This is a genomic window from Burkholderia sp. AU31652, from assembly GCF_002223155.1.
GTDB lineage: Bacteria > Pseudomonadota > Gammaproteobacteria > Burkholderiales > Burkholderiaceae > Burkholderia.
In genome coordinates, this window is the sequence record NZ_NKFG01000005.1 from 2,297,649 (window position 1) to 2,317,961 (window position 20,313).

Genomic DNA, 20,313 nt, shown 5'->3' on the forward strand with positions numbered 1-20,313 from the left:
CAGGATCAGGCGATCCTGACGGATTGGGGGGGAAATCAGATCGACACGGTCAGCGCCGGAACCAGCTCGTGCAGATCGCCGACGAGGCCGTAGTCGGCCACGCTGAAGATCGGTGCTTCCGGATCCTTGTTGATCGCGACGATCACCTTCGAATCCTTCATGCCGGCCAGGTGCTGGATCGCACCGGAGATGCCGACCGCGATGTACAGCTGCGGCGCAACGATCTTGCCGGTCTGGCCGACTTGATAGTCGTTCGGCACGTAGCCCGCGTCGACTGCCGCGCGCGAGGCACCCAGTGCTGCCGACAGCTTGTCTGCCAGCGGCTCCAGCACCAACGCGAAGTTCTCGCCGCTGCCCAGACCGCGGCCGCCCGACACGATGATGCTTGCGCTCGTCAGTTCCGGACGGTCCAGCTTCGTCACTTCACGGCTCACGAACTGCGACTTGCCTGCATCAGCTGCCGCTTCGATCTTCTCGACCGATGCGCTGCCGCCTTCCGCTGCCACCGGATCGAAACCCGTTGCACGCACCGTGATGACCTTGATCGGATCGCTCGACTGCACCGTCGCGATCGCGTTGCCCGCGTAGATCGGGCGCTCGAACGTGTCGGCCGAATCGACTGCCGTGATGTCCGAGATCTGCGCGACGTCCAGCTTCGCGGCGATGCGCGGCGCGATGTTCTTGCCGTAGGCCGTCGCCGGCGCGAGGATGTGCGAGTAGTCCTTCGCGATGTTCAACGCGGTCGCTTCGACGTTTTCCGCGAGGCCCGCTTCGAGTTGCGGCGCGTCGGCCAGGAGGACCTTCGACACACCTGCGATCTTCGCTGCCGCGTCGGCTGCGCCTTGCGCGTTGTGGCCCGCGACCAGCACGTGAATGTCGCCGCCGATCTTCGCCGCCGCCGCCACCGTGTTCAGCGTCGCGGCCTTGATCGACGCGTTGTCGTGTTCTGCAATCACCAGAATCGTCATTTCTTTCCGCTCCCTCTTACAGCACCTTGGCTTCGGTCTTCAGCTTCTCGACCAGCGTCTTCACGTCCGGCACCTTCACGCCGGCTGCGCGCTTCGGCGGCTCGACCACCTTCAGCGTCTTCAGACGCGGCGCGACGTCGACACCCAGGTCTTCCGGCTTCACGGTTTCCAGCGGCTTCTTCTTCGCCTTCATGATGTTCGGCAGCGTCACGTAACGCGGCTCGTTCAGGCGCAGGTCGGTGGTCACGACTGCGGGCAGTTGAAGCGACAGCGTTTCCGCGCCGCCGTCGACTTCACGCGCGACCGTTGCACGGCCGTCGGCCACCGTCATCTTCGACGCGAACGTCGCTTGCGGCAGGCCTGCCAGCGCGGCCAGCATCTGGCCCGTCTGGTTCGAATCGTCGTCGATTGCCTGCTTGCCGAGGATCACCAGTTGCGGCTGCTCCTTGTCGACCAGTGCCTTCAGGATCTTCGCGACGGCCAGCGGCTCGACGCTGTCGTTCGATTCGACGAGGATCGCGCGATCCGCGCCGATTGCCAGTGCCGTACGCAGCGTCTCCTGCGCTTGCGCTACGCCCACCGATACGGCGATCACTTCGGTCGCCACGCCCGCTTCCTTCAGGCGCACGGCTTCTTCAACAGCGATTTCGTCGAACGGGTTCATCGACATCTTCACGTTCGCGATGTCGACGCCCGTGTTGTCCGACTTCACGCGGACCTTCACGTTGTAATCGACCACTCTTTTCACTGGCACCAGTATCTTCATCATTCGTTCCCCAGTCCGGTTTCAACCACCGTCATGCAAGCATCGTGCGTGCAATGACCGTGCGCTGGATCTCCGACGAGCCTTCGTAAATCCGCAGGATCCGTGCATCACGCATGAGGCGCTCGATCCGCATTTCCCGCGTGAAGCCGTAGCCGCCGTGGATCTGCAATGCGGCGTCCGTCACGAACGCGACCATCTCCGACGCATACAGCTTCGCCATCGATGCCATGTCGGTAAACGGCTCGCCGGCCGCGCGCCGCGCGGCGGCCTGCAGCGTCAGCAGCCAGGCGGCTTCGAGCTGCGTCTTCATGTCGGCGAAACGCCACTGCAGCCCCTGCTTGCTCGCGAGTGGTTCGCCACCGACGTGGCGCTGCTTCGCCCAGTCGATCGCATCGCCCAGCGCCGCTTCCGCAATCCCGAGGCTCGTCGCCGCGACGTCGAGGCGGCTGTTGTCGAGCACCTTCATCGCGGTGCGAAAGCCGCTACCCTCTTCACCGAGCCGGTTCGACGCCGGCACGACGCAATCGAACGCGACTTCGTGCGCGGGCGCGCCGTGGATGCCCATCAGCTTCTCCGGCGACGACACCGACACGCCCGGCGTATCGCGATCGACGACGAATGCGCTGATCCCGCGCGTCCCGAGTTCGGGCGCAGTTTTCGCGTAGACGACGATGAATTGCGCGGCGTCCGCATTCGAGATGAAGTGCTTCACCCCACGAAGACGGTAGCGGTCGCCGTCGCGCACCGCCTGCGTGGTCATCCCCGCCGGATGGGAGCCGGCCTGCGGCTCGGTCAGCGCGAACGCGCCGAGCTTGGCGCCGGTCGCGGCGTCCGGCAGGTAGCGCGCACGCAATGCGTCGTCGCCGCCGATCAGCACCGAATCGGTCGCCAGATAGTGCGCGCCGATCATCGACGACGTCGCGGCGCATGCGTTCGCGATCTCGGCCAGCGCGAGGATGATCGCGGCCGGCGATGCCCCGATTCCGCCCCAGCGCTCCGGCAGGTTCATGCCCATCACGCCGAGTTCGGCCAGCGCCGGCACGTAGCACGTCGTCGAGGTTTCGTCGCGATCGACCTGCGCCGCATGCGGTGCGAGTTCAGCCTGTGCGAAACGGCGGATCGCATCGGCGATTTCGAGGTCGGCGTCGCTCACGCCCAGTCGTTTAAGCATCGTTCATCTCCTGACGGGTTTGGGTTTGATGGAGCGTCACCGCCGCACTGGCATCGACCGCGTCGGCGGCCGCGTGGACCACGCCGGCCTTCGCGAGCGCGGCAATCGCCGCTTCGTCGAGGCCGAGCATGCGCGTGAGCACCTCGCGTGTGTGCTCGCCAAGTTGCGGTGCGCGCGTCGTGCGCGTGCCGGGATACGCGGAAAACTTCAGCGGCTGCACGGGCAGCCGGATCGTCGAGCCGTCGGCCGCGGTCGTTTCGACGAGCAGGCGCCGCACGCGGGCCTGTTCGCTTTCGAGCGCCTGCCGCACGCTCCGGATCGGTGCGACCGGAATGCCCGCTGCGCTCAGCGACGCGTTGACGTCCGCGACCGAACGCGTTGCGGCCCACTGTTCGATACAGGCGCGCAACGCAGCCTCGTGCTCGCAACGCGACGCATCGGACGCGAACCGCGGATCGTCGACCAGCGCCGGATGGCCGATCGTGTCGGCAAGCAGGCTGAACAGCTTGTTGTTGAGCACCGCGACGACGAAATGACCGTCCGCCGCGCGATACGCGCCAAACGGCGCGGACGTCGGATGGCGATTGCCGACGCGCGGTTGCGCGACGCCGGTGGTTGCATAGCGTGCGACCAGCGCTGCTGTCAGATTCATCGTCGCATCGAACATCGACACATCGACGTGCGAGCCCTCGCCGGTGCGATCGCGTGCGACGAGTGCGGCCAGCACGCCCCACGACGCGAAGATCCCGCTGACCACATCGGACACCGAATCGCCCACCATCGTCGGGTCGCCGTCCGGTGAACCGGTCGCGTCCATCAGGCCGCACATCGCCTGAAGGATGATGTCGTACGCGGGCCGGTGCGACTCCGGGCCGGTCTGCCCGAATCCCGATACGCTCGCGTAGATCAGTGCCCGATTGCGCGCCGACAGCGCCGCATAGCCGATCCCGAGGCGATCGGCCACGCCCGGGCGGAAATTCTCGACGACGACGTCCGCCTGCGCACACAGCGATTGCGCCAGCGCCTGCCCGTCGGCGGTCTTCAGGTCGATCACGACACTGCGCTTGTTGCGGTTCATCGCGGCGAACAAGCCGCTCTCGCCATTCGCGAACGGACCGATCGCACGATAGTCGTCGCCGGCGGGCGGCTCGATCTTGATCACGTCGGCGCCGAGGTCGCCGAGCAGCGCCGAACACAGCGGCCCCGCGAGCACCCGGGAAAAATCGATCACACGTATGCCGTCGAGCGGCAGCCTGGACACAGTCACGGCATCTCTCTCCTGAAGGTCGGGCCGAGTAGGCCGATGCGGTGATTCTGTTCGAGTGTGGCAATCAGATAAAATATCGGAATAAATTAACTCCTATAAGATTTTCGTATGGGTTCGACATGGCTCTGTCGCTGAGACTGCTTCGCTATTTCGTCGCGGCCGCGGAAGCGGGCAGCACGACCGCGGCCGCGGTCGCGCTGAACGTGTCGCAACCGTCGATCTCGGTGGCGATCCGCGAGCTCGAAGCGCTATTCGATGACCCGCTGTTCACGCGCGGCGCGGGCACGCGAATGACGCTCACGCACTTCGGCGAGCGCAAGCTCGCGGAGGCACGTCAGTTGCTGGCATCGGCGTCGGCGTTCGCAACCGACGACGCGGGCGACGAACCGGGCGGCGTCGTGCAAATCGGCGTATTCAGCACGATTGCGCCGGTCTATTTGCCGCGCGTGCTGGAACTCGCGCAGCAGCGTCATCCACGGCTGGACATCCGTTTTGTCGAAGGCGATCTCGCGCAGCTCGACATGGCACTGCACAAGCAGCAGATCGATTTCGCGCTGATGTACGACGTCGGCCTGCCCGAAGACATCGAGCGCGAGTGTCTCGCCGAATTGCACCCCTATGCGCTCGTACCGGCCGGGTCCGCACTCGCGAAGCGCAAGCGTGCGATCTCGCTTCACGATCTCGCCGCGCATCCGTTCATCCTGATCGATCTGCCGCACAGCCGCGACTTCCTGATGGCGCCGTTCTGGCAATGCGGCCTGTCGCCGAACGTCCGCTATCGCGCCGTGTCGATCGAACTCGTGCGGGCGATGGTCGCGAGCGGGCTCGGCGTGTCGCTGCTGATCACGCAGAGTCCGGCGGTCACGCGCTCGCCGCTCGTCGTCGAGTGTCCGATCCGGGAATCGACGGTGATCCAGCCGCTGGTGATCGCCCGGCTTGTGCGCGCGGCGCGTACCCGTGCGTCGGAAATCGCAGCGGCCTGCGTACGCGACGCGGTCGCCGACGCGATGCGTACGCGCACGGGGCTACCCGCGTCGGAACGCACGGGTATGCGGCCAAGCACGACGATCTCCCGTTAGGCGATGCAACACGCGAACGCTCGGCCAGTTGCCGCGCGCCCGGAATGGATCGAGGTGCTCGTCGACCTGAAGCTCGCGACGTCGTTCGGCCATGCGCAGATCGGCGCGAACGTCGTCCACCGGTTGCTCGTCGACGGCACGTACCGGCGCCACGTCGACAGCCTGCGTGCGCGCCTCGCGGACGCGATGGGCGAAACGCTCCGGCGCGTCACGCGCGCCGGGCTCAGGATCTGGACGGAGCCGCGCGGCGGCGTGCGGATGCGAGCGAGCCACCGTATCCATGCTGGAGAATGATGAAGCCCGGCAATCGGGCGGACAACTACGGAATGAATCGGTAATCTGCCTTCGGCATCTGCAGCCAAGCAGGCCGACATCCGATAGAGCATGTCGTTCGGGATACCTCGTTTCGCAAATCGTACACGACCAATAGACGAGCATGCCTCCGTCAGTCGATAGTTTTCCTCCTCTTCCGGATAACTATGGAATCAATGAGCGAGAACTTCGATTCACGCGATGCTACGCACCACGAAGAATGCGACGAATGGATATGCGTCGGAACCACCTATACAAACACCACACCGGGATCCACTCACACCATCGAACTCGACATGGCGCAAATCTGCGAAAACATGTCGAACAAAACATTCAGGCGCCTGATTGCTCGGCTGCGCGACGCTGAAATTGTCCTGATTCGCGAGCGAATTCATGGCCTCGCCGCTTGGGATCAGGAAGAACAGCGCCGCGTCCAGACTTGGTTCGGCCGATCAGATGACATAGTCCGTCGAAGACTCGACACCAGATTACCCAAACTTCTGCGCACTTCCCGATGCCCGGCTTTCTACCAACTTCAAAATGAAAGTCCTGATTCACGAATGCACGCACTACGTCGACACATTCAACTCGGAAGACGAAATCTATGGGTTCGGCGCCGGCCTGAAGTACTGGGCTCAGACGCGTCCGGATGTAGCGATCGACAATGCAGACAGCATTGCCCGCTACATTTCATTTTTCGACGACAGGATTCTGTGGTGAAATTTCTTGCACGTGTGATCAGCATCGCGGTCTGGTCCTGCCTCTCGTTTTCGATTTCATCCACGGCTTGTACCGTTTCGGAAGACATGCTTGACAGCGTCCCGCTCAATTCCGACGCGATCCCTAACGAGGATCGCGTCAAAATTGCGGAGATGGTCATTCGCGCGCGTCAATGGCCGGATGCAGAGATTCGTGGCATCGTCACTGCCGGCGCCTACATCGGGGAAGTCAATCCACAAGCGCTCGCGTTACGACGAGCGGCGAATCTGAAGGAATACCTGACACAACTCGGCGTCAAGATCGAGAACATCTGGTCTGATACCCACATCATCTCGAAACCGTATCCGAAAGACAGCGCCGGTTACGAAGGTTATCTTCAGATCGGACTGACACTGGTGCCGCTTTGCAACGATGGATGTCGGCGCCTGTGTGGTGATCCGCGTACCACGCCGACATCCAGAGCCCTTCACTAAGGTAGTCCGCAGCCAAACGACATCGCGATCGCATCGCGTCGGCGACGGCGACGGCGTGACCCGAGCCTCTCACGCCGCCCCGCCGCCTGCCTCACACCTCCCCCGCGTGCGCCCTCGCCCGCACTTGCGCAAACGACGTATCGACGAGCAGGCGCCCGGTATCGAACACCGTCTCCAGCGCGTCCTCCCACTCGCCTTCCAGCATCCGGTCGTCCCACGCGGCAGGCAGCGTCGTCGTCCGATACTCACCGGTGCGGAAACTGCGCAGCAGCGTGAGCCGCCCCTTCTTCGAGCGCTTGCCCTGATCGGTGACCGGATCCTTGCAGACGTCGTGCCACACGCCGCCACGCCGGATCGCCGAGCACTTCATCGCAAAGCGCTGCGTATCGCGGTTCACCTGCTGCAGCAGCCCGCCGCCCATGCCGAACACGACGTTGCCGGCCGCATAACCCGCGTCGTCGAGCGCGGACAGAATCGCGTCGATCGACAGTTCGTCGACACCGTCGCCCTGAATCACGCGCACGCGATTCAGCACGCGCCGCCCCTTGCCGTTCACGGTCGAGCCGAACGATGCGTCAAGCGCACGCACGGTCTGCAGCACGATCGCCACCGGGTCGCCCGAATCGGGCCGCACGACCAGCGTCGCGCCGGAATCGAGCACGGCCTGCCGAAGCTCGCCGCCCCACAGATCGAGCGCGGCGAACAGATCATAGGAGTCCGACACGACCGACACGATCGCGCCGGGCAGACCAAAGCGGCGAATCATGTTCCGGTACGCATCGGCTTCGTGTTCGCGGCCCCACGACGTGATCGTGCTGTGCTCGGCCGCCGGCACCGAGTACGCGGCCATCGGCTCCCGATAGAAACGGTTCGCGGCCAGCACGCCGAGCACCGTATCCGAACCCATGAAGTTGACGAGATGCGCGGCACCGCCGATCGCGGCCGACTCCGCGCTCGACACGCCGCGTGCGCCGAAGTCGTGCAGCTTGAACGGCAGTTGCGCGAGATCGTCGTCGGTCTTTTCCAGGAAGCGGCGGATCGTCTGCCGCAGGTGCCAGCTGCGCGTCGCAACCGTCACCGGATACCACACGCGCAGCAGCATCGTCTCGAGATACGACGCGAGCCAGAACACCTGCGGGTCGTCGCATTCGACCGTCATCAGCACGTTGTGCACCGGCACGACCGAGCCCTCGGGCACCGCGCGGATCTTCACCGGCAGGTAGCCGTCGTAGCGTTCGACGATATAGCGCCAGCCTGCCTCGTTGAACGGCTCGCCATGCACCGTGAAGAAATCGCGCGCCTCGTCGATCATCGCGTGCGTGATCGGCTTGCACAGATATTCCTTCAGCAGCATCTGCAGGCCGAAGAACACCGTGCGGTCGTAGCGGCCGCCGCGCGATTCGACGTACGAGAACATCGCCGACGCGTCGGGCGGATATTGCAGGAAGTGGGAAGCCTTGTACGAATCCGTGTTGAGGATCGGATTGGCGAGAATCGCGGCAAAGCCGCCGAGATCGTTTTGCATGGCTAGAGCTCCTCTAGGCCGTTGAAGTGCCGCCGCGTCTGTCGCGGCGGACGGAATGCGGGGAATCAGCGGATCACAGCTTCCCCAGGAAGTGATACGCGATGTCGAAGTGATCCTCGAACATCACGTTGCGCATCTGCGCGAATTCGTTGAGCGGCACCCAGCGCGCCTTGTCGGCGTCGTCGCTGCCCTTCACGCGCGGCAGCTCGCCGGTCGGGAAGTTGAACAGGCACGCATGCGTAATCGTGCGGCCGCGCAGCGAGCGCGTCGGGTGATCGAATACCTGGCGATCCTTGATCGAGCCGCGCAACACGGGCTCCGGCAGCTTCAGGCCGGTTTCCTCGCGCAGCTCGCGGATACAGGCCGCGTCGAGCCGCTCGTCCTGGTTCACGAACCCGCCCGGCAGCGCCCACAGGCCGCGGCCCGGCTCGCTGCGGCGGCGCACGAGCAGGATATGGCCCGAGTGCACGACCACCGCGTCGACCGTCACGAACGTGACGGGATACGGGGCCGCCGCCCACGCCTTGCGATACCCGGCGATGAATTCGGCTTCCGACTTCAGCTGCGCGAATTCCGGCTGCGTGCGGAAACGCTCGAGCCAGCCGAACACGGGTTCCGGCACGGCCCACTGCACGAAGCTGTTGGTGCGTTCGGCGAAATACTGGTCGCGGATCTCGGTGGCGGAAATGTCTTCGGTCGCATCGACGTCGACGAGCTCCCATTGCGGGAACATCCGCAGGTAATACGACGTGGCGTCCTTCTCGTGGCCGATCAGCCCGACCTTGCGCTGCGCGATGTCGCCGAGCGCGGACGCGACGGCGTCCTGCACCCAGCGCACCCAGTCGCCGTCGTTGTAGGTCGAATCCTGCAACGGCGCGATCGTGACGCGGTCGCGCTCGGACGCGTCGAACAGCGAAGCCAGCATCTGGCGGCGCTCGTCGAACGAGAACGGATCTTTGATGGTGCGGGGCTTGTCGGTCGATCCGATCAGCACACACACGCGCTCGGCCCGGCTCAGTGCCGACTTCAGCACGTTCAGGTGACCACGATGCGGAGGCTGGAAACGACCAATGAAAACGAGCGCGTCGAAGCGCCGGTTCTGTTGCGTACTCATGAGGCTCCCTCAAGAGATTGAAACGCTTCGGGTCTTTCCCGAAGGGTTGAAACGAATCCTAGGTGAAATCCCGAGGTGCGTCAATCGAGCCCGTTCGAGCCCCTCCTCGACTTGACGAAGTCTGACGAAACGCGCGTTATTGGCGGGTTACACTCGATTTCATCCTAATCCGCGCCAGGGCGCCCGCCATCATGAGGATCTCAGTCAGCCGCACCGTCGGCGTCGATCGCAGACGCCTCTTCACGTGGTCGCAGGATTACGCGCGTCGGCTCGTGTGGGACAGCTTCCTCACCGACGCCTACCTGCTCGACGGCATGACGGCCGACGTCGGCGTCGATGCGTTCTGCCGCAGCCAGTCGGGCGCAACGATGGTATCGCGCTACATCTCGTACCGTCCGCCGCAGGTCGCCGCCGTCGAAATGGTCGACGGGCCGAAAGTGCTCGAGCGCTTCAGCGGCAGCTGGAACTTCACCGAGCACACGCCCGGCACGACCGAAGTGAAATTCACGTACCACTTCCGCGCCCAGCCGGCCTGGCTGCGCTGGCTGCTCGAACCGCTGATCGGCGCGTTCTACCTCGTGCAGACGCGCCGGCGTCTCGATTCGTTCAAGCGCTGGGCCGAAGCCGAAGCGCTGCCGCACTGACCGGCGAGCTCGGGCCGTACGGCCCGGCTCGTCCGCGCCACTTCCCATCTAATGCGTCCGAACGCGCCATTGCCGCGCCGCTCCGGCATGCACCGCGCATTTGCCAGATTCGCCGAACCCGGGGAAACTACGGGCGGCCGTCACCCCGACGGCGCGCCCCGACCGAGAGAACGGGGCACCGCTCCCTGCAACGGCTTCGACACGAACCTACTCCAATGAGCCTGATATCCCGATTCTTTGGCCGCAAGGAAGAACCCGACAACCCCGTCGCGCTGGTCGCGGCACCCGACGTCGAGAACCCGCTGAGCGTGACGGTCGTCTTCGACGGCCCGCTGCAGGTCGATATCGCCGCGCTGACGGCCGCGCTGCGCGCGTACCACCCGAGCATGAAGCAGGCGCGCGTCGAGACCGAGCCGACGCTCGCGCAGGTATTCGGGCTCGCCGGCTGGGGCAACCACGTCGTCCGGCTCGTCGGCTTCGACGCACCCTATCCGTCCGAGGCCCTGGAAGCGTGTGTCGCGCCGGCCCACTACGGGCAGGACCTGAAGCAGCAAGTGCGCGCGAGCCGCAGCCACGTGATCCTCTACTACGCCGGGCACGAAGCCAATCCGCTCGACCAGTATGTCGCGCTGGCGGCCGTCGCCGGCGCGCTCGCCGAACAGAACGGCCTCGCGGTGCTGAACGAGCACGCGCACACGTCGCTGCCGGCCGGCGTCTTCAATGCGAAGGAACTCGGCGCGGAAAGCCTCGAAGTGCTGCGGGACATCCCGCTGAACCTGTTCTTCTGCGGCTTCGTGAAATACGAAGTCGAAGGCGTCGACGGCGTGTGGATGCGCACCTATGGCGCCGACGTGTTCGGGCTGCCCGACTTCGCCGCGCTCGCGGAAGGCCATCACGAAGGCGAACGCTATTCGGGCATCTTCAACAACGTGATGCACTACCTGCTGGAAAGCGGCGCGCGCATGCACGCAGGCGAAACGATGCAGATCGGCGCGGAAACGTTCATGAAGCTGCGTGAGCCGCTCGAGCACGAGTATTACCTGCAAGGGCCCGCGCAGGTGCTGGTGGCCGAGCTGATCTCGGCGGATCAGATCAATCGCTGATTTCACCTCGCCGTATCTCGCTGCACGGCGCAGGGGTTCGAGGCTTGACGAACCACGTGCGCCGCTGCATCACGTGACGGCGGCGTGACAGCCGCCATTGCAACCCGATGAGGAGCGATCCGTGTTTGGTATTCGCCTGGGTCTCACGCTGGCCGCCATCGGCCTGTCGCTATCGGCCCACGCCGACAGCATCGACTGCACGCGCGCAAAGACGCGCACCGAGCGCCTGATCTGCAGCGACAAGGCGCTCGTGTCGGCCGACAGCACATTGGCAAGCGCCTACTACGGCGCGATCGACATCGCAGCCGACCAGCAGGCCGTCGTCCGGTCGCAACGCGCATGGCTCGCGCAACGCGATGCGTGCGCCGATGCAGCCTGCATCGCCACCGCTTACCGCGACCGTACGGCAGCGCTGAAGCAGGTGAAGCACGCGGGCTGGAAAACCTATCGCGACCCGGTGCTCGGCATCTCGTTCGAGTACCTCGGGAACCGCCAGATCAAGAAGCCGTGCCCGGAAATCGGCGGCGACCGGTGCGTCGCGATCGTCGGCCGCAACATGACGAACAGCAGCTATTTCATCGCGTTCGAGATCGTCGATGGCGCGCTCGAACCCGTTGCGGAAAAGGAAGCCGGCTTCGAGCGGCAAGACGACGGCAAATGGATGTCGACGTATGGTCGCGGCACGCCGCAAGCGGTCGAACGCTTCTCCGGCGCCGGCTGGCGCGGCATGCGCGCGACGATCACGTGCGGCATCAGCGATCCGGAAACCGGCTTCCACGCGGCCGGCGGCGAATGCTACTGGGCCGTGCTGAGCAACGGCAAGCGCGCGGCCGTCGCGAATACCCAGGGTATCGTCGGCACCGACGACGCGACGATGCACAGCGTGTCGTCGTTCCGGTTCGAGCGTTAGCGGGAACGTCGTGACGTGCAATCGCCCGGGCATGAATCGACGTGCGATGCGTCATCGCAACGAAGCCTCGGCAGCCTGTCGCCGACACCCGCAAGCGTAAAAACGCACTGCATGGCGCGATCCGCAACGGCCGCTCCTCCAGCCGCGCCGTTCGACCCGCATCCGCGCTAACGTGCGCCGTCCCCGCGCAACGGGAACGTTTCCGCCCCCGCCTCGCGGCGCAACGTGACCTCCGTACCCGTCAGCCATCCTGACGATTTCAGGATCGGGCGCGCGATCGCGTACAGGCGGTCGGCGCTTGCACCGTAGAAGTATAGATAGCCGTCGTTGCCATCGCGATGCAATTCGGTCTCGCCCAGCTCGCCGGCCCCGGCCTGTTTCACCGCACGATCCAGCCGTTGCTCCAGCGCGTGAAGGCGCGCCTTGTCCTTCTCGTAGTAATCGAAGTGCACCATCACGACCGGCCCGGGCGGCTTCGGCGGTACATCGGCGGCAGCGTCGGCCGCGTTGGCGGCAAGCAGCGCCCAGCCGAGCAACGCGGCACACCGGATTCTGTTGCGCCTATCGGCAAAGGAAGTGAATCGCCCGCTCACGTCGGCGCGCCGCCGCGCGCAACCTGCTGCCGGACTTGCGCCTGCGTGCCGAGCGCCGCGGCGATCGCATCGACCGCATCGGCCGCACGCGCCGCGCCGCACATGAACGCGTCGACGGCCGCGAAGCGATGCTCGGGCCACGTGTGGATCGTGATGTGCGATTCGGCGAGCAGCACGACGCCCGTCACGCCATGTTCGCCGCCGAAATGATGGAAATGCGCGCCGATTACACGCGCGCCGGCCTGCTGCGCCGCTTCGGTGAGGATCGACTCGAGCCGGGCGGTGTCACGCAGCAGCGCCGCGTCGATGCCGGCCAGGTCGGCCAGCACGTGCGAGCCGAACGTCGCGCACGGTGGCGTGATCCCGTCGCGCGCGGTCATTTGTGCGACCCGTACGACGAGTACCCGCTGCGCGCCGACGAACTGCCCCAGCCGCTGCCGCCCGAGCCGCTGCCGCCGATCGATGCGCAGCTGAACAGCGTGACGACGATCAGGCCGTAGATACCGTAGAGGATGTACCGGATCACGCGTTGCCCCCGTCCGATGCAAAGCGCTTCCACAGCCATTCAGGCAGCCACAGCACCAGCAGGCCGATCAGCAGGTAGACGGAACGGCCGCTGAACGAGAACAGCGAGCCCATGTTCAGGATCACGAGCAGCGCGCTGAACACGAGCGGCAGCGGCGCGAAACTGTGCGGGCCCTTCCGGCCGAACAGGCCCGTCGTCACGGTGGCGCCGGTTGCAGCCGCAGCCGCGGCCGTCGCGAGCGCCGGTGTGCCGAAGCGTTCGGCAAGCGTGCTGGCCGACAGCGGTCGCGCGCGCGACCAGACGATCTCCGCGGCGCTGCGCTCGCGCGTCAGCTTGTCCTTCTGCCAGCCGTAGTCGATGATCGACGTGCGATCGCCGACCTGCACGCGCCAGTTGAACGCACCGACCACGTAGACGACCTCCGAGTCGTATTCCTCGCGCAGGCGGTAGGTCTTGTCGCCGTCGGTCACGTCGGCATCGCTGCCGATCGTCGGCCACTGGTCGAGCACCTGCACGCGCTCCCAGCGCCCTTCGCTCTGCACGAGCCACAGGAACCCGCGCGTCGGATTCAGCAGCAGGTATTCGTCCCACGTCTCTTCGTTGCCCGGCACGCGGCAACGCATCATCCCGATCACCGTGTACTTCACGCCGTCGAACGTGCCGATCGCGCCGAGCTCCAGCGCCCCCTTCACCGCTTCGAGCTTGCGCTGCGCCGCGAACACGGTCTGCTGCTCGGCCGTGCACTGCACGCCCGCATGGCAACTGCCGCACACCACGTAGTCGGCCACGTTCGGCGCATACGACAGCGGCGCGCCGCAGCTCGGGCACGCGAACGGCACCATCTCCGCGCCGCGCTTCTCGCGCGTATCGTGGTCGGTATCGCGCAGCCCGGTGAAGGCGAGCGCGTCGAATTCGAGGGCTTCGCCCGTATAGACGGCCGGGCTCCCGCCGTTCGCATCGGCGTCGGAATAGTCGTAGGTCGCGAACGCGTTGCCGGTGCGCAGGTCGACGACACGCGCCTCCCATCCGGCATCGACGCGGAACGGCAGTTCGCCGTCGCCGCCCGTGCAGCGCGCGGTGCGCACGTCCGACACGAGAAACGCGCGGCCGCCATGGTCGATCCGCATGCCCGGTTCCAGCGTGCCGAACGCAGGCCACGCGCCGCCGGACGCATCGTCGGGCTCGCGCACCGTGATCGCATACTGGCCCGACGCATCCGACAGCCAGCCGAACGTGCCGTCGTCGAACACGACGTACCACTCGCTCCACGCGCCGGCGTCGTAGGTCATCTGGATGCGCCCGAGCACGGTGAACGTACGCTTGCCGTAGCGACCGGCCGTGCCGATCTGGATCGGCGACGCATCGTCGAGCACCGTCGCCAGTTCGCCGATGCGTTCGACGTCGGTGCCGCGCTTGAGCAGCGTGCTGCGACAGAACGCGCAGACGGCCATCACCGCCGCCGCCGAGCGAAACTCGACCGGCGCGCCGCACTGGGGGCACGAGGTACTGAACATGCGCGACGCTTACCGGGTGAGCTTCGCGAGGATCTCGGCCTTCGCGCGCGAATATTCTTCTTCGGTCACGAGACCCTTGTCGAACAGCGCCTTCAACTGTTCGAGCCGCTGCACGTAGTCAGTGCCTTCCGCCGGCGCGGCAGTCGGTGCGGCGGCCACCGGCGCCGCGGCAGGCGCGGGCGCAGGCGGTGCGGCCGGCGCCGGTTGCGCGGCACCCGCCATCTGGCCGGCCATCGCCTGCCCGATCGCCGCCCCCGCGGCAAGCCCCGCGCCGATCCCGGCGATGCCGCCCGGGTTCTGCGCGGCGAGCGGAATCGCCTGCGCGGTCTGGTATTGCGTGGCGCGCGCGAGATCGCCGGCCATCCCCGCGCCGATCCGCAGGTCGAGCGCCTTCTGCAGTTCGGCCGGCAGCGACACGCTTTCAACGGCGAACGCGTCGAGCGCGAGGCCGTAGCGCGTGAACACCGGCACCAGCGCCTCGGCGACGCGCTGCGACAACAGCGACTGGTTCGCGGCCATGTCGACGAACGGCACGTCGGCCGAGCCGAACGTCGTGCTCATCGCGGTGACGACCAGGTTGCGCAGTTGCTGTTCGAGATCGTCGACCGTGTACTGCGCGCGCGTGCCGCTGACTTCGCGATGGAACGCGCCCGCATCGACGATCCGGTACGAGTAGATGCCGAACGCGCGCACCTGCACGAAGCCGAATTCGCGATCGCGGATCGTCACCGGCTGCGCGGTGCCCCAGCGCCGGCCGAGCTGCAGCCGCGTGCTGAAGAAATAGACGTCCGATTTGAAAGGAGACTGAAAGAGTTTGTCCCAGTTCTTCAGGTACGTGAGCACCGGGAGCGTGTTCGTTTCGAGCGTGTACAGCCCCGGCTGGAACACGTCGGCGACCTTGCCTTCGTTCACGAAGATCGCGACCTGCGTCTCGCGCACGGTCAGCTTGCCGCCGTACTGGATTTCCTGGTCTTCCATCGGATAGCGCCAGGCCAGCACGCCGTCGGTGTCTTCCGTCCATTGCAGGACGTCGATGAACTGCTTGCGGATGAATGAACCCAGACTCATGTCGGTCTCCTCGAAACGCGTGGCGCGTCAGGTCAGGCAGGCGGCATTGATGATGCCGACGACGAGCGACGCGGTGCCCATCAGGCCGCCCATCGCGACGTTGCGATCCTCGATCGCATGATTCATGCCGGGCATCAGGCGCGTCAGCACCGCATAGGTGATCAGTTGCACGGCCATCGCGCCGACAGCCCAGATCACGACTTCGCCGAGCGTGGAATTGTGCGCGATGCTGGACGCGAGCGTCAGGCAGAAGCCGATCAGCGCGCCGCCGAACGACAGCGTCGCGGCGGCGTTGCCGTCGCGGATCAGCGCCAGTTCGTCGAACGGGGTGACCTTCAGGTACACTGCCGCGAACACAAGAAGCAGCACGAACGCCGACAGTAAATGAACCGCATAGAGATAGGCACTATTCATTCTTTCCCTCGGATTTTGTGCTCGGTTCGCCGCCCCGTCGCCGGCCGGCCCGCGCAGGGCCAGCGGACAAAATTCCGCGCCAGTATATCCACATTGCCGACCGCCGCACAACGGACACCCGATGCTGCATAGGCGCGCGCTCGTCCTGTCGATTCTCGTGCTCGCATCGTGCGGGCTCGGCTACGAACTGATCAGCAGCGCGCTGTCCAGCTACCTGCTCGGCGATTCGATCCTGCAGTTCTCGTCGGTGATCGGCAGCTACCTGTTTGCGATGGGGATCGGCTCGTGGCTCGCGAAGTTCGTCGAGGACGACGACGTGCTCGACCGCTTCGTCGACATCGAGCTCCTCGTCGGCCTGCTCGGCGGCGTGTCGGCCGCGCTGCTGTTCGCGGTGTTCGCGTGGCTCGCCGCGCCGTTCCGCGCGGCGCTCTATGCACTCGTGCTGGCGCTCGGCCTGCTGATCGGGATGGAGATCCCGCTCGTGATGCGCGCGTTCCAGCAGCGGCGCCAGGCGTTCCGCCATACCGTCAGCGAAGTGCTCACCTTCGACTATCTCGGCTCGCTCGCCGTGTCGCTGATCTTCCCGCTGGTACTCGCGCCGCGCCTCGGCCTGCTGCGCACCAGCTTCCTGTTCGGGCTCCTGAATGCGTTCGTCGCGCTGTGGACGACGCACCTGTTCCGCGACGAGATCCGCAACGTACGCGGCAAGCTGATGCGCGCGTCACTCGTGATCGGGCTGCTCGTCGCCGGTTTCGCGCTGTCGGACCGCATCACGCACTGGGCCGAACACGGCGTGTACGGCGACGAGACGATCTATTCGGAAACGACGCCGTACCAGCGCATCGTGCTCACGCAGTGGCATGACGACATGCGGCTGTACCTGAACGGCAACCTGCAGTTCTCGTCGCGCGACGAGCATCGCTATCACGAGGCGCTGATCCACCCGACGATCGAGGCGCTGCCGTGGGCGAAGCGCGTGCTCGTGCTCGGCGGTGGCGACGGCCTCGCGGTGCGCGAGCTGCTGAAGCACCGCAACCTCGAACAGATCACGCTCGTCGATCTCGATCCCGCGATGACGAAGCTGTTCTCCACGTCCGCCCCGCTCGTCAAGCTGAACCAGGGCGCGCTGAAGGACCCGCGCGTGCACGTGATCAACGACGACGCGGTGCGCTGGCTCGAATCGAACGCCGACGTGTACGACGCGATCGTCGTCGACTTTCCCGACCCGACCAACTTCGGGCTCGGCCGGCTGTATTCGGTGCCCGTGTTCCGGCTGCTTGCACGCCACCTGTCGGAGAACGGCTACGCGGTGATCCAGTCGACCTCGCCGTATTTCGCGCCGCACGCGTACTGGACCATCATCGCGACGCTGCACGAAGCCGGCCTCAACACGTGGCCGTACCACTGCTACGTGCCGTCGTTCGGCGACTGGGGTTTCGTGATCGCCGGCAAGCGCCGCGACTTCACGGTGCCGACGCACTACGCGGTGCCCACGCGCTGGCTCGACGCGCAGACGGCCGCCGAGATGTTCCACTTCCCGGCCGACATGCCGGCGCTGCCGATGTCGCCGAACGAACTCAACGACCAGCCGCTCGTGCGCCGTTTCGACGACGACTGGAAACACGTGCTGCGCTGATGGACCGCCGCACGTTCCTCGTCGCGTCGGCGGCCGCGTCGCTCGCCGCCTGCGGGCGCACCGGCTGGATCGAGACGACGCCGCATGTCGGCTACCCCGGCATGCGCGAAGGCCATGCGCTGCGCGACCATGCAACGCTGCCGCCGCCGTCCGGCACGATCGAGACCGACGTCGCGATCCTCGGTGCGGGCGCGGCCGGGCTGTCGTGCGCGTGGCAGCTCGCACGCGCGGGGCACAAGCGCTTCACGGTGCTCGCCGGCCCGGAGTTCGGCGGCAACGCGGCCGGCGGCCGCTTCGGCGATCTCGGCTATCCGAAAGGCGCGCACTACCTGCCGCTGCCGTCGCTCGAATCCACGCACCTGCGCGACATGCTTGCCGATCTCGGCGTGATCGAAGCGGCGCCGTTTTCCGCGCGCCCGGTGTACGACGAGCGCGCGCTGGTCCATGCGCCCGACGAACGGCTCTTCATCGCCGGGCAATGGCAGGACGGCATCGTGCCGACGGCCGGCCTCGGCGCCGACGACCTCGCGCAGCAGGCACGCTTCTTCGCGTACACGGACGGGCTGCGCACCGCACGCGGCGCCGATGGCCGCAAGGTGTTCTGCATCCCGATCGCGGAATCGTCGCGCGACCCGCACTGGCGCGTGCTGGACCGGCGCTCGTTCCGCCAGTGGCTGGTCGACGAGGGCTACACCGCGAAGGCGCTGCACTGGTACCTGAATTACTGCTGCCGCGACGACTATGGCGCAGGCTACGAGCATGTTTCGGCATGGGCCGGCCTGCACTATTTCTCGTCGCGCGGCGGCCATGCGGGCGATGCGAGCGACGGCGCGGTGCTGACCTGGCCCGACGGGCTGCACACGATGGTGACGAAGCTCGCCGATTCGATCACCGCGCGCACCGGCTCGACCGCATGGTCGCGCGACGGCTTCGCGGTGCGTGCGACCGAGCGCGCGGGCGGTGTCGACGTGCTGTGCGCGCGCGTCGGCAACGACGGCACGCTGTCGACGTTCATGCTGAAGGCGCGGCGCGTCGTTTGCGCGATGCCGCTGTTCGTCGCGGCGCGCGTGTTTCCGCAGCTTGCCGCGTACGGCTTCGATCCCGCACGCGACCTGCCGCCGCGTGCGCCGTGGCTCGTGTCCAACTTCCTGCTCGACGGCATGCCGGCCGAGGAGGCGGGCGTGCCGCTCGCATGGGACAACGTCGTCTACGGCAGCGCGGGGCTCGGCTATGTCGTGTCGACGCACCAGCTGATCCGCATGTCGCCGCCGACGCGCTCGGTGTTCTCCTCGTACCAGGCGTTGAGCACGCAAGCGCCCGACGACACGCGCCGCTGGCTCGCGCAGGCCCGACCCGACGCGTTGCGCGAACAGGCGGCGATCGACCTGCAGGCCGTCTACGGGCGCGAACTGTGGAAACACGCGACGGCGCTCGAGATCACCGTGCGTGGTCACGCGATGGCGACGCCCGACGTCGGCTTCCTGAGCCGGCCGGGGCTGCTCGCGCTGCGCGATGCCGACGGCCCCGTCGTGTTCGCGCATGCCGATTTGTCCGGGCTGTCGCTGTTCGAGGAAGCGTCGTACTGGGGCGTGCTCGCCGCCCGGCGCGTGCTGGCCTGACGGCCGTCATCCGTCATTGCGGCGCCGCCGCCAGCCGCTATAATCGCCCGACATTCCGACTGCATTGAGCAGGCCGACGTGCCGCGCCGTCCGACGCGCCGTATGCCCTCCTCGACAACAACAATGACGAACCGACCCATCCGACGCCTTCGCCCGTTCGTGCGCGCCGCCGCGCGCGTGCTCGCCTGCGCCCCGCTGCTCGGCGCGCCGCTGGTGCTGCATGCGGCCGACTCCGCACCCGCCTCCGGGCGCTACATCGTCGTCGATACCGGCCATACGCCGGCGCGCCCGGGCTCCACCGGTGCGAGCGGCCGCGTCGAATACCTGTACAACCTCGACCTGTCCACGGCGGTCGCCGAGAAACTCGCCGCGCATGGTGACCGCGTGCTGCGCACGTCGGCCGACGGCCGCGAGATCGCGCTCGACCAGCGTTCGACGCAGGCGCCCGACGCGAACCTGTTCGTGTCGATCCATCACGACTCGATGCAGCAGCAGTTCATCGACGCGGGCCGGCAGCGCGAATTCCGCGGCTTCTCGGTGTTCGTGTCGGAACGCAATCCGCACTATGCGGAAAGCCTGCGTTGCGCGAAGGCGATCGCCGAGCGGCTGGTCGCGTCCGGCGAGCGGCCGTCGCTGTATCACGCGCAGCCGATCCGCGGCGAGAATCGCCCGCTGATCGACCCTCAACTCGGCATCCACCGCTTCGACGATCTCGTCGTGCTGCGCACCGCGCCGATTCCGGCGGTGCTCGTCGAAGCCGGCGTGATCGTCAATCCGGACGAGGAAGCGCGGCTGGCGCGACGCGAGACGATCCAGAAGCTGTCCACCGCGATCGCCGGCGGGATCGACGCGTGCACGACACCGAAGTAAGCAACGATCACGCCCGTCGGG

Annotated in this window: 21 protein-coding genes and 1 pseudogene; 10 read left to right on the top strand and 12 right to left on the bottom strand. The window is 66.4% G+C overall.

Annotated elements, in window-relative coordinates:
* Nucleotides 1–35: 35 nt before the first annotated feature.
* The 4 genes from CFB40_RS27875 to CFB40_RS27890 are packed head-to-tail and all read right to left on the bottom strand — an operon-like array spanning nt 36 to nt 4,172.
* On the bottom strand, nt 36–968 hold the full coding sequence (locus CFB40_RS27875) for an electron transfer flavoprotein subunit alpha/FixB family protein (protein WP_089433000.1): 933 nt from the start codon (nt 966–968) through the stop codon (nt 36–38).
* A gap of 16 nt (nt 969–984) precedes the next feature.
* The gene (locus CFB40_RS27880) at nt 985–1,734 is read right to left on the bottom strand and encodes an electron transfer flavoprotein subunit beta/FixA family protein (RefSeq protein WP_089433337.1); all 750 of its coding nucleotides are present in this window, start codon (nt 1,732–1,734) and stop codon (nt 985–987) included.
* Nucleotides 1,735–1,765: 31 nt separating this feature from the next.
* Entirely contained in the window at nt 1,766–2,905 is a 1,140-nt protein-coding gene (locus tag CFB40_RS27885) for an acyl-CoA dehydrogenase family protein (protein WP_089427026.1), read from the bottom strand.
* The gene (locus tag CFB40_RS27890; protein ID WP_089433001.1) at nt 2,898–4,172 is read right to left on the bottom strand and encodes a CaiB/BaiF CoA transferase family protein; all 1,275 of its coding nucleotides are present in this window, start codon (nt 4,170–4,172) and stop codon (nt 2,898–2,900) included. Before CFB40_RS27890 ends, CFB40_RS27885 begins: the two co-directional genes overlap by 8 nt.
* 119 nt (nt 4,173–4,291) lie before the next feature.
* Between CFB40_RS27890 and CFB40_RS27895 the strand changes: the two genes are divergently transcribed.
* The 4 genes and pseudogenes from CFB40_RS27895 to CFB40_RS27910 all read left to right on the top strand — a co-directional run bounded on the left by CFB40_RS27895 (nt 4,292) and on the right by CFB40_RS27910 (nt 6,756).
* Complete coding sequence (locus tag CFB40_RS27895) at nt 4,292–5,251, top strand: LysR family transcriptional regulator (RefSeq protein WP_089433002.1); 960 nt, start codon at nt 4,292–4,294, stop codon at nt 5,249–5,251.
* A 27-nt stretch (nt 5,252–5,278) separates the two neighbouring features.
* Nucleotides 5,279–5,506 (top strand): annotated as a pseudogene (locus CFB40_RS27900) (PLP-dependent aminotransferase family protein); the annotation flags it as partial.
* Nucleotides 5,507–6,103: 597 nt separating this feature from the next.
* Complete coding sequence (locus CFB40_RS27905) at nt 6,104–6,283, top strand: hypothetical protein (protein WP_089433003.1); 180 nt, start codon at nt 6,104–6,106, stop codon at nt 6,281–6,283.
* A complete protein-coding gene (locus CFB40_RS27910; protein ID WP_143329896.1) occupies nt 6,280–6,756 on the top strand; it encodes a hypothetical protein in 477 nt (158 codons plus the stop codon). The genes CFB40_RS27905 and CFB40_RS27910 overlap by 4 nt, the downstream gene beginning before the upstream one ends.
* Before the next feature lie 91 nt (nt 6,757–6,847).
* Here the strand turns inward: CFB40_RS27910 and CFB40_RS27915 are convergent, their stop codons facing one another.
* Both CFB40_RS27915 and CFB40_RS27920 read right to left on the bottom strand, forming a co-directional pair.
* Nucleotides 6,848–8,281, bottom strand: coding sequence for a nicotinate phosphoribosyltransferase (locus CFB40_RS27915; RefSeq protein ID WP_089433005.1), 1,434 nt, complete (start codon nt 8,279–8,281; stop codon nt 6,848–6,850).
* A 73-nt stretch (nt 8,282–8,354) separates the two neighbouring features.
* Nucleotides 8,355–9,395 (bottom strand): bifunctional nicotinamide-nucleotide adenylyltransferase/Nudix hydroxylase, encoded by a 1,041-nt coding sequence (locus tag CFB40_RS27920; protein WP_089427021.1) that lies wholly within the window; start codon nt 9,393–9,395, stop codon nt 8,355–8,357.
* A gap of 191 nt (nt 9,396–9,586) precedes the next feature.
* Between CFB40_RS27920 and CFB40_RS27925 the strand changes: the two genes are divergently transcribed.
* The 3 genes from CFB40_RS27925 (at nt 9,587) to CFB40_RS27935 (ending at nt 12,052) form a co-directional block, all read left to right on the top strand.
* Complete coding sequence (locus tag CFB40_RS27925) at nt 9,587–10,039, top strand: type II toxin-antitoxin system RatA family toxin (protein WP_027789550.1); 453 nt, start codon at nt 9,587–9,589, stop codon at nt 10,037–10,039.
* A 215-nt stretch (nt 10,040–10,254) separates the two neighbouring features.
* Nucleotides 10,255–11,142, top strand: a complete 888-nt coding sequence (locus CFB40_RS27930) for a DUF4261 domain-containing protein (RefSeq protein WP_089433006.1) — start codon at nt 10,255–10,257, stop codon at nt 11,140–11,142.
* A gap of 121 nt (nt 11,143–11,263) precedes the next feature.
* The gene (locus CFB40_RS27935; protein ID WP_089433007.1) at nt 11,264–12,052 is read left to right on the top strand and encodes a lysozyme inhibitor LprI family protein; all 789 of its coding nucleotides are present in this window, start codon (nt 11,264–11,266) and stop codon (nt 12,050–12,052) included.
* Nucleotides 12,053–12,219: 167 nt separating this feature from the next.
* Here the strand turns inward: CFB40_RS27935 and CFB40_RS27940 are convergent, their stop codons facing one another.
* The 6 genes from CFB40_RS27940 to CFB40_RS27960 are packed head-to-tail and all read right to left on the bottom strand — an operon-like array spanning nt 12,220 to nt 16,167.
* Entirely contained in the window at nt 12,220–12,588 is a 369-nt protein-coding gene (locus tag CFB40_RS27940) for a hypothetical protein (protein WP_254600211.1), read from the bottom strand.
* A gap of 53 nt (nt 12,589–12,641) precedes the next feature.
* The gene (gene speD / locus CFB40_RS27945) at nt 12,642–13,025 is read right to left on the bottom strand and encodes an adenosylmethionine decarboxylase (RefSeq protein ID WP_089433008.1); all 384 of its coding nucleotides are present in this window, start codon (nt 13,023–13,025) and stop codon (nt 12,642–12,644) included.
* The gene (locus CFB40_RS38820) at nt 13,022–13,171 is read right to left on the bottom strand and encodes a hypothetical protein (protein ID WP_155291822.1); all 150 of its coding nucleotides are present in this window, start codon (nt 13,169–13,171) and stop codon (nt 13,022–13,024) included. Before CFB40_RS38820 ends, speD begins: the two co-directional genes overlap by 4 nt.
* Nucleotides 13,168–14,685, bottom strand: a complete 1,518-nt coding sequence (locus CFB40_RS27950; RefSeq protein ID WP_089433009.1) for a DUF4178 domain-containing protein — start codon at nt 14,683–14,685, stop codon at nt 13,168–13,170. Before CFB40_RS27950 ends, CFB40_RS38820 begins: the two co-directional genes overlap by 4 nt.
* 9 nt (nt 14,686–14,694) lie before the next feature.
* Nucleotides 14,695–15,753: an SPFH domain-containing protein gene (locus CFB40_RS27955; RefSeq protein WP_089433010.1), complete on the bottom strand. Its 1,059-nt coding sequence runs from the start codon at nt 15,751–15,753 to the stop codon at nt 14,695–14,697.
* 27 nt (nt 15,754–15,780) lie between these two features.
* Nucleotides 15,781–16,167 (bottom strand): DUF350 domain-containing protein, encoded by a 387-nt coding sequence (locus CFB40_RS27960; protein WP_089427013.1) that lies wholly within the window; start codon nt 16,165–16,167, stop codon nt 15,781–15,783.
* Nucleotides 16,168–16,288: 121 nt separating this feature from the next.
* Between CFB40_RS27960 and CFB40_RS27965 the strand changes: the two genes are divergently transcribed.
* The 3 genes from CFB40_RS27965 to CFB40_RS27975 all read left to right on the top strand — a co-directional run bounded on the left by CFB40_RS27965 (nt 16,289) and on the right by CFB40_RS27975 (nt 20,292).
* Nucleotides 16,289–17,803 (top strand): polyamine aminopropyltransferase, encoded by a 1,515-nt coding sequence (locus CFB40_RS27965; RefSeq protein WP_089427012.1) that lies wholly within the window; start codon nt 16,289–16,291, stop codon nt 17,801–17,803.
* Nucleotides 17,803–19,422 (top strand): NAD(P)-binding protein, encoded by a 1,620-nt coding sequence (locus tag CFB40_RS27970; protein WP_089433011.1) that lies wholly within the window; start codon nt 17,803–17,805, stop codon nt 19,420–19,422. Before CFB40_RS27965 ends, CFB40_RS27970 begins: the two co-directional genes overlap by 1 nt.
* A gap of 123 nt (nt 19,423–19,545) precedes the next feature.
* On the top strand, nt 19,546–20,292 hold the full coding sequence (locus CFB40_RS27975; RefSeq protein WP_089433012.1) for an N-acetylmuramoyl-L-alanine amidase family protein: 747 nt from the start codon (nt 19,546–19,548) through the stop codon (nt 20,290–20,292).
* The last annotated feature ends 21 nt before the right edge of the window (nt 20,293–20,313 follow it).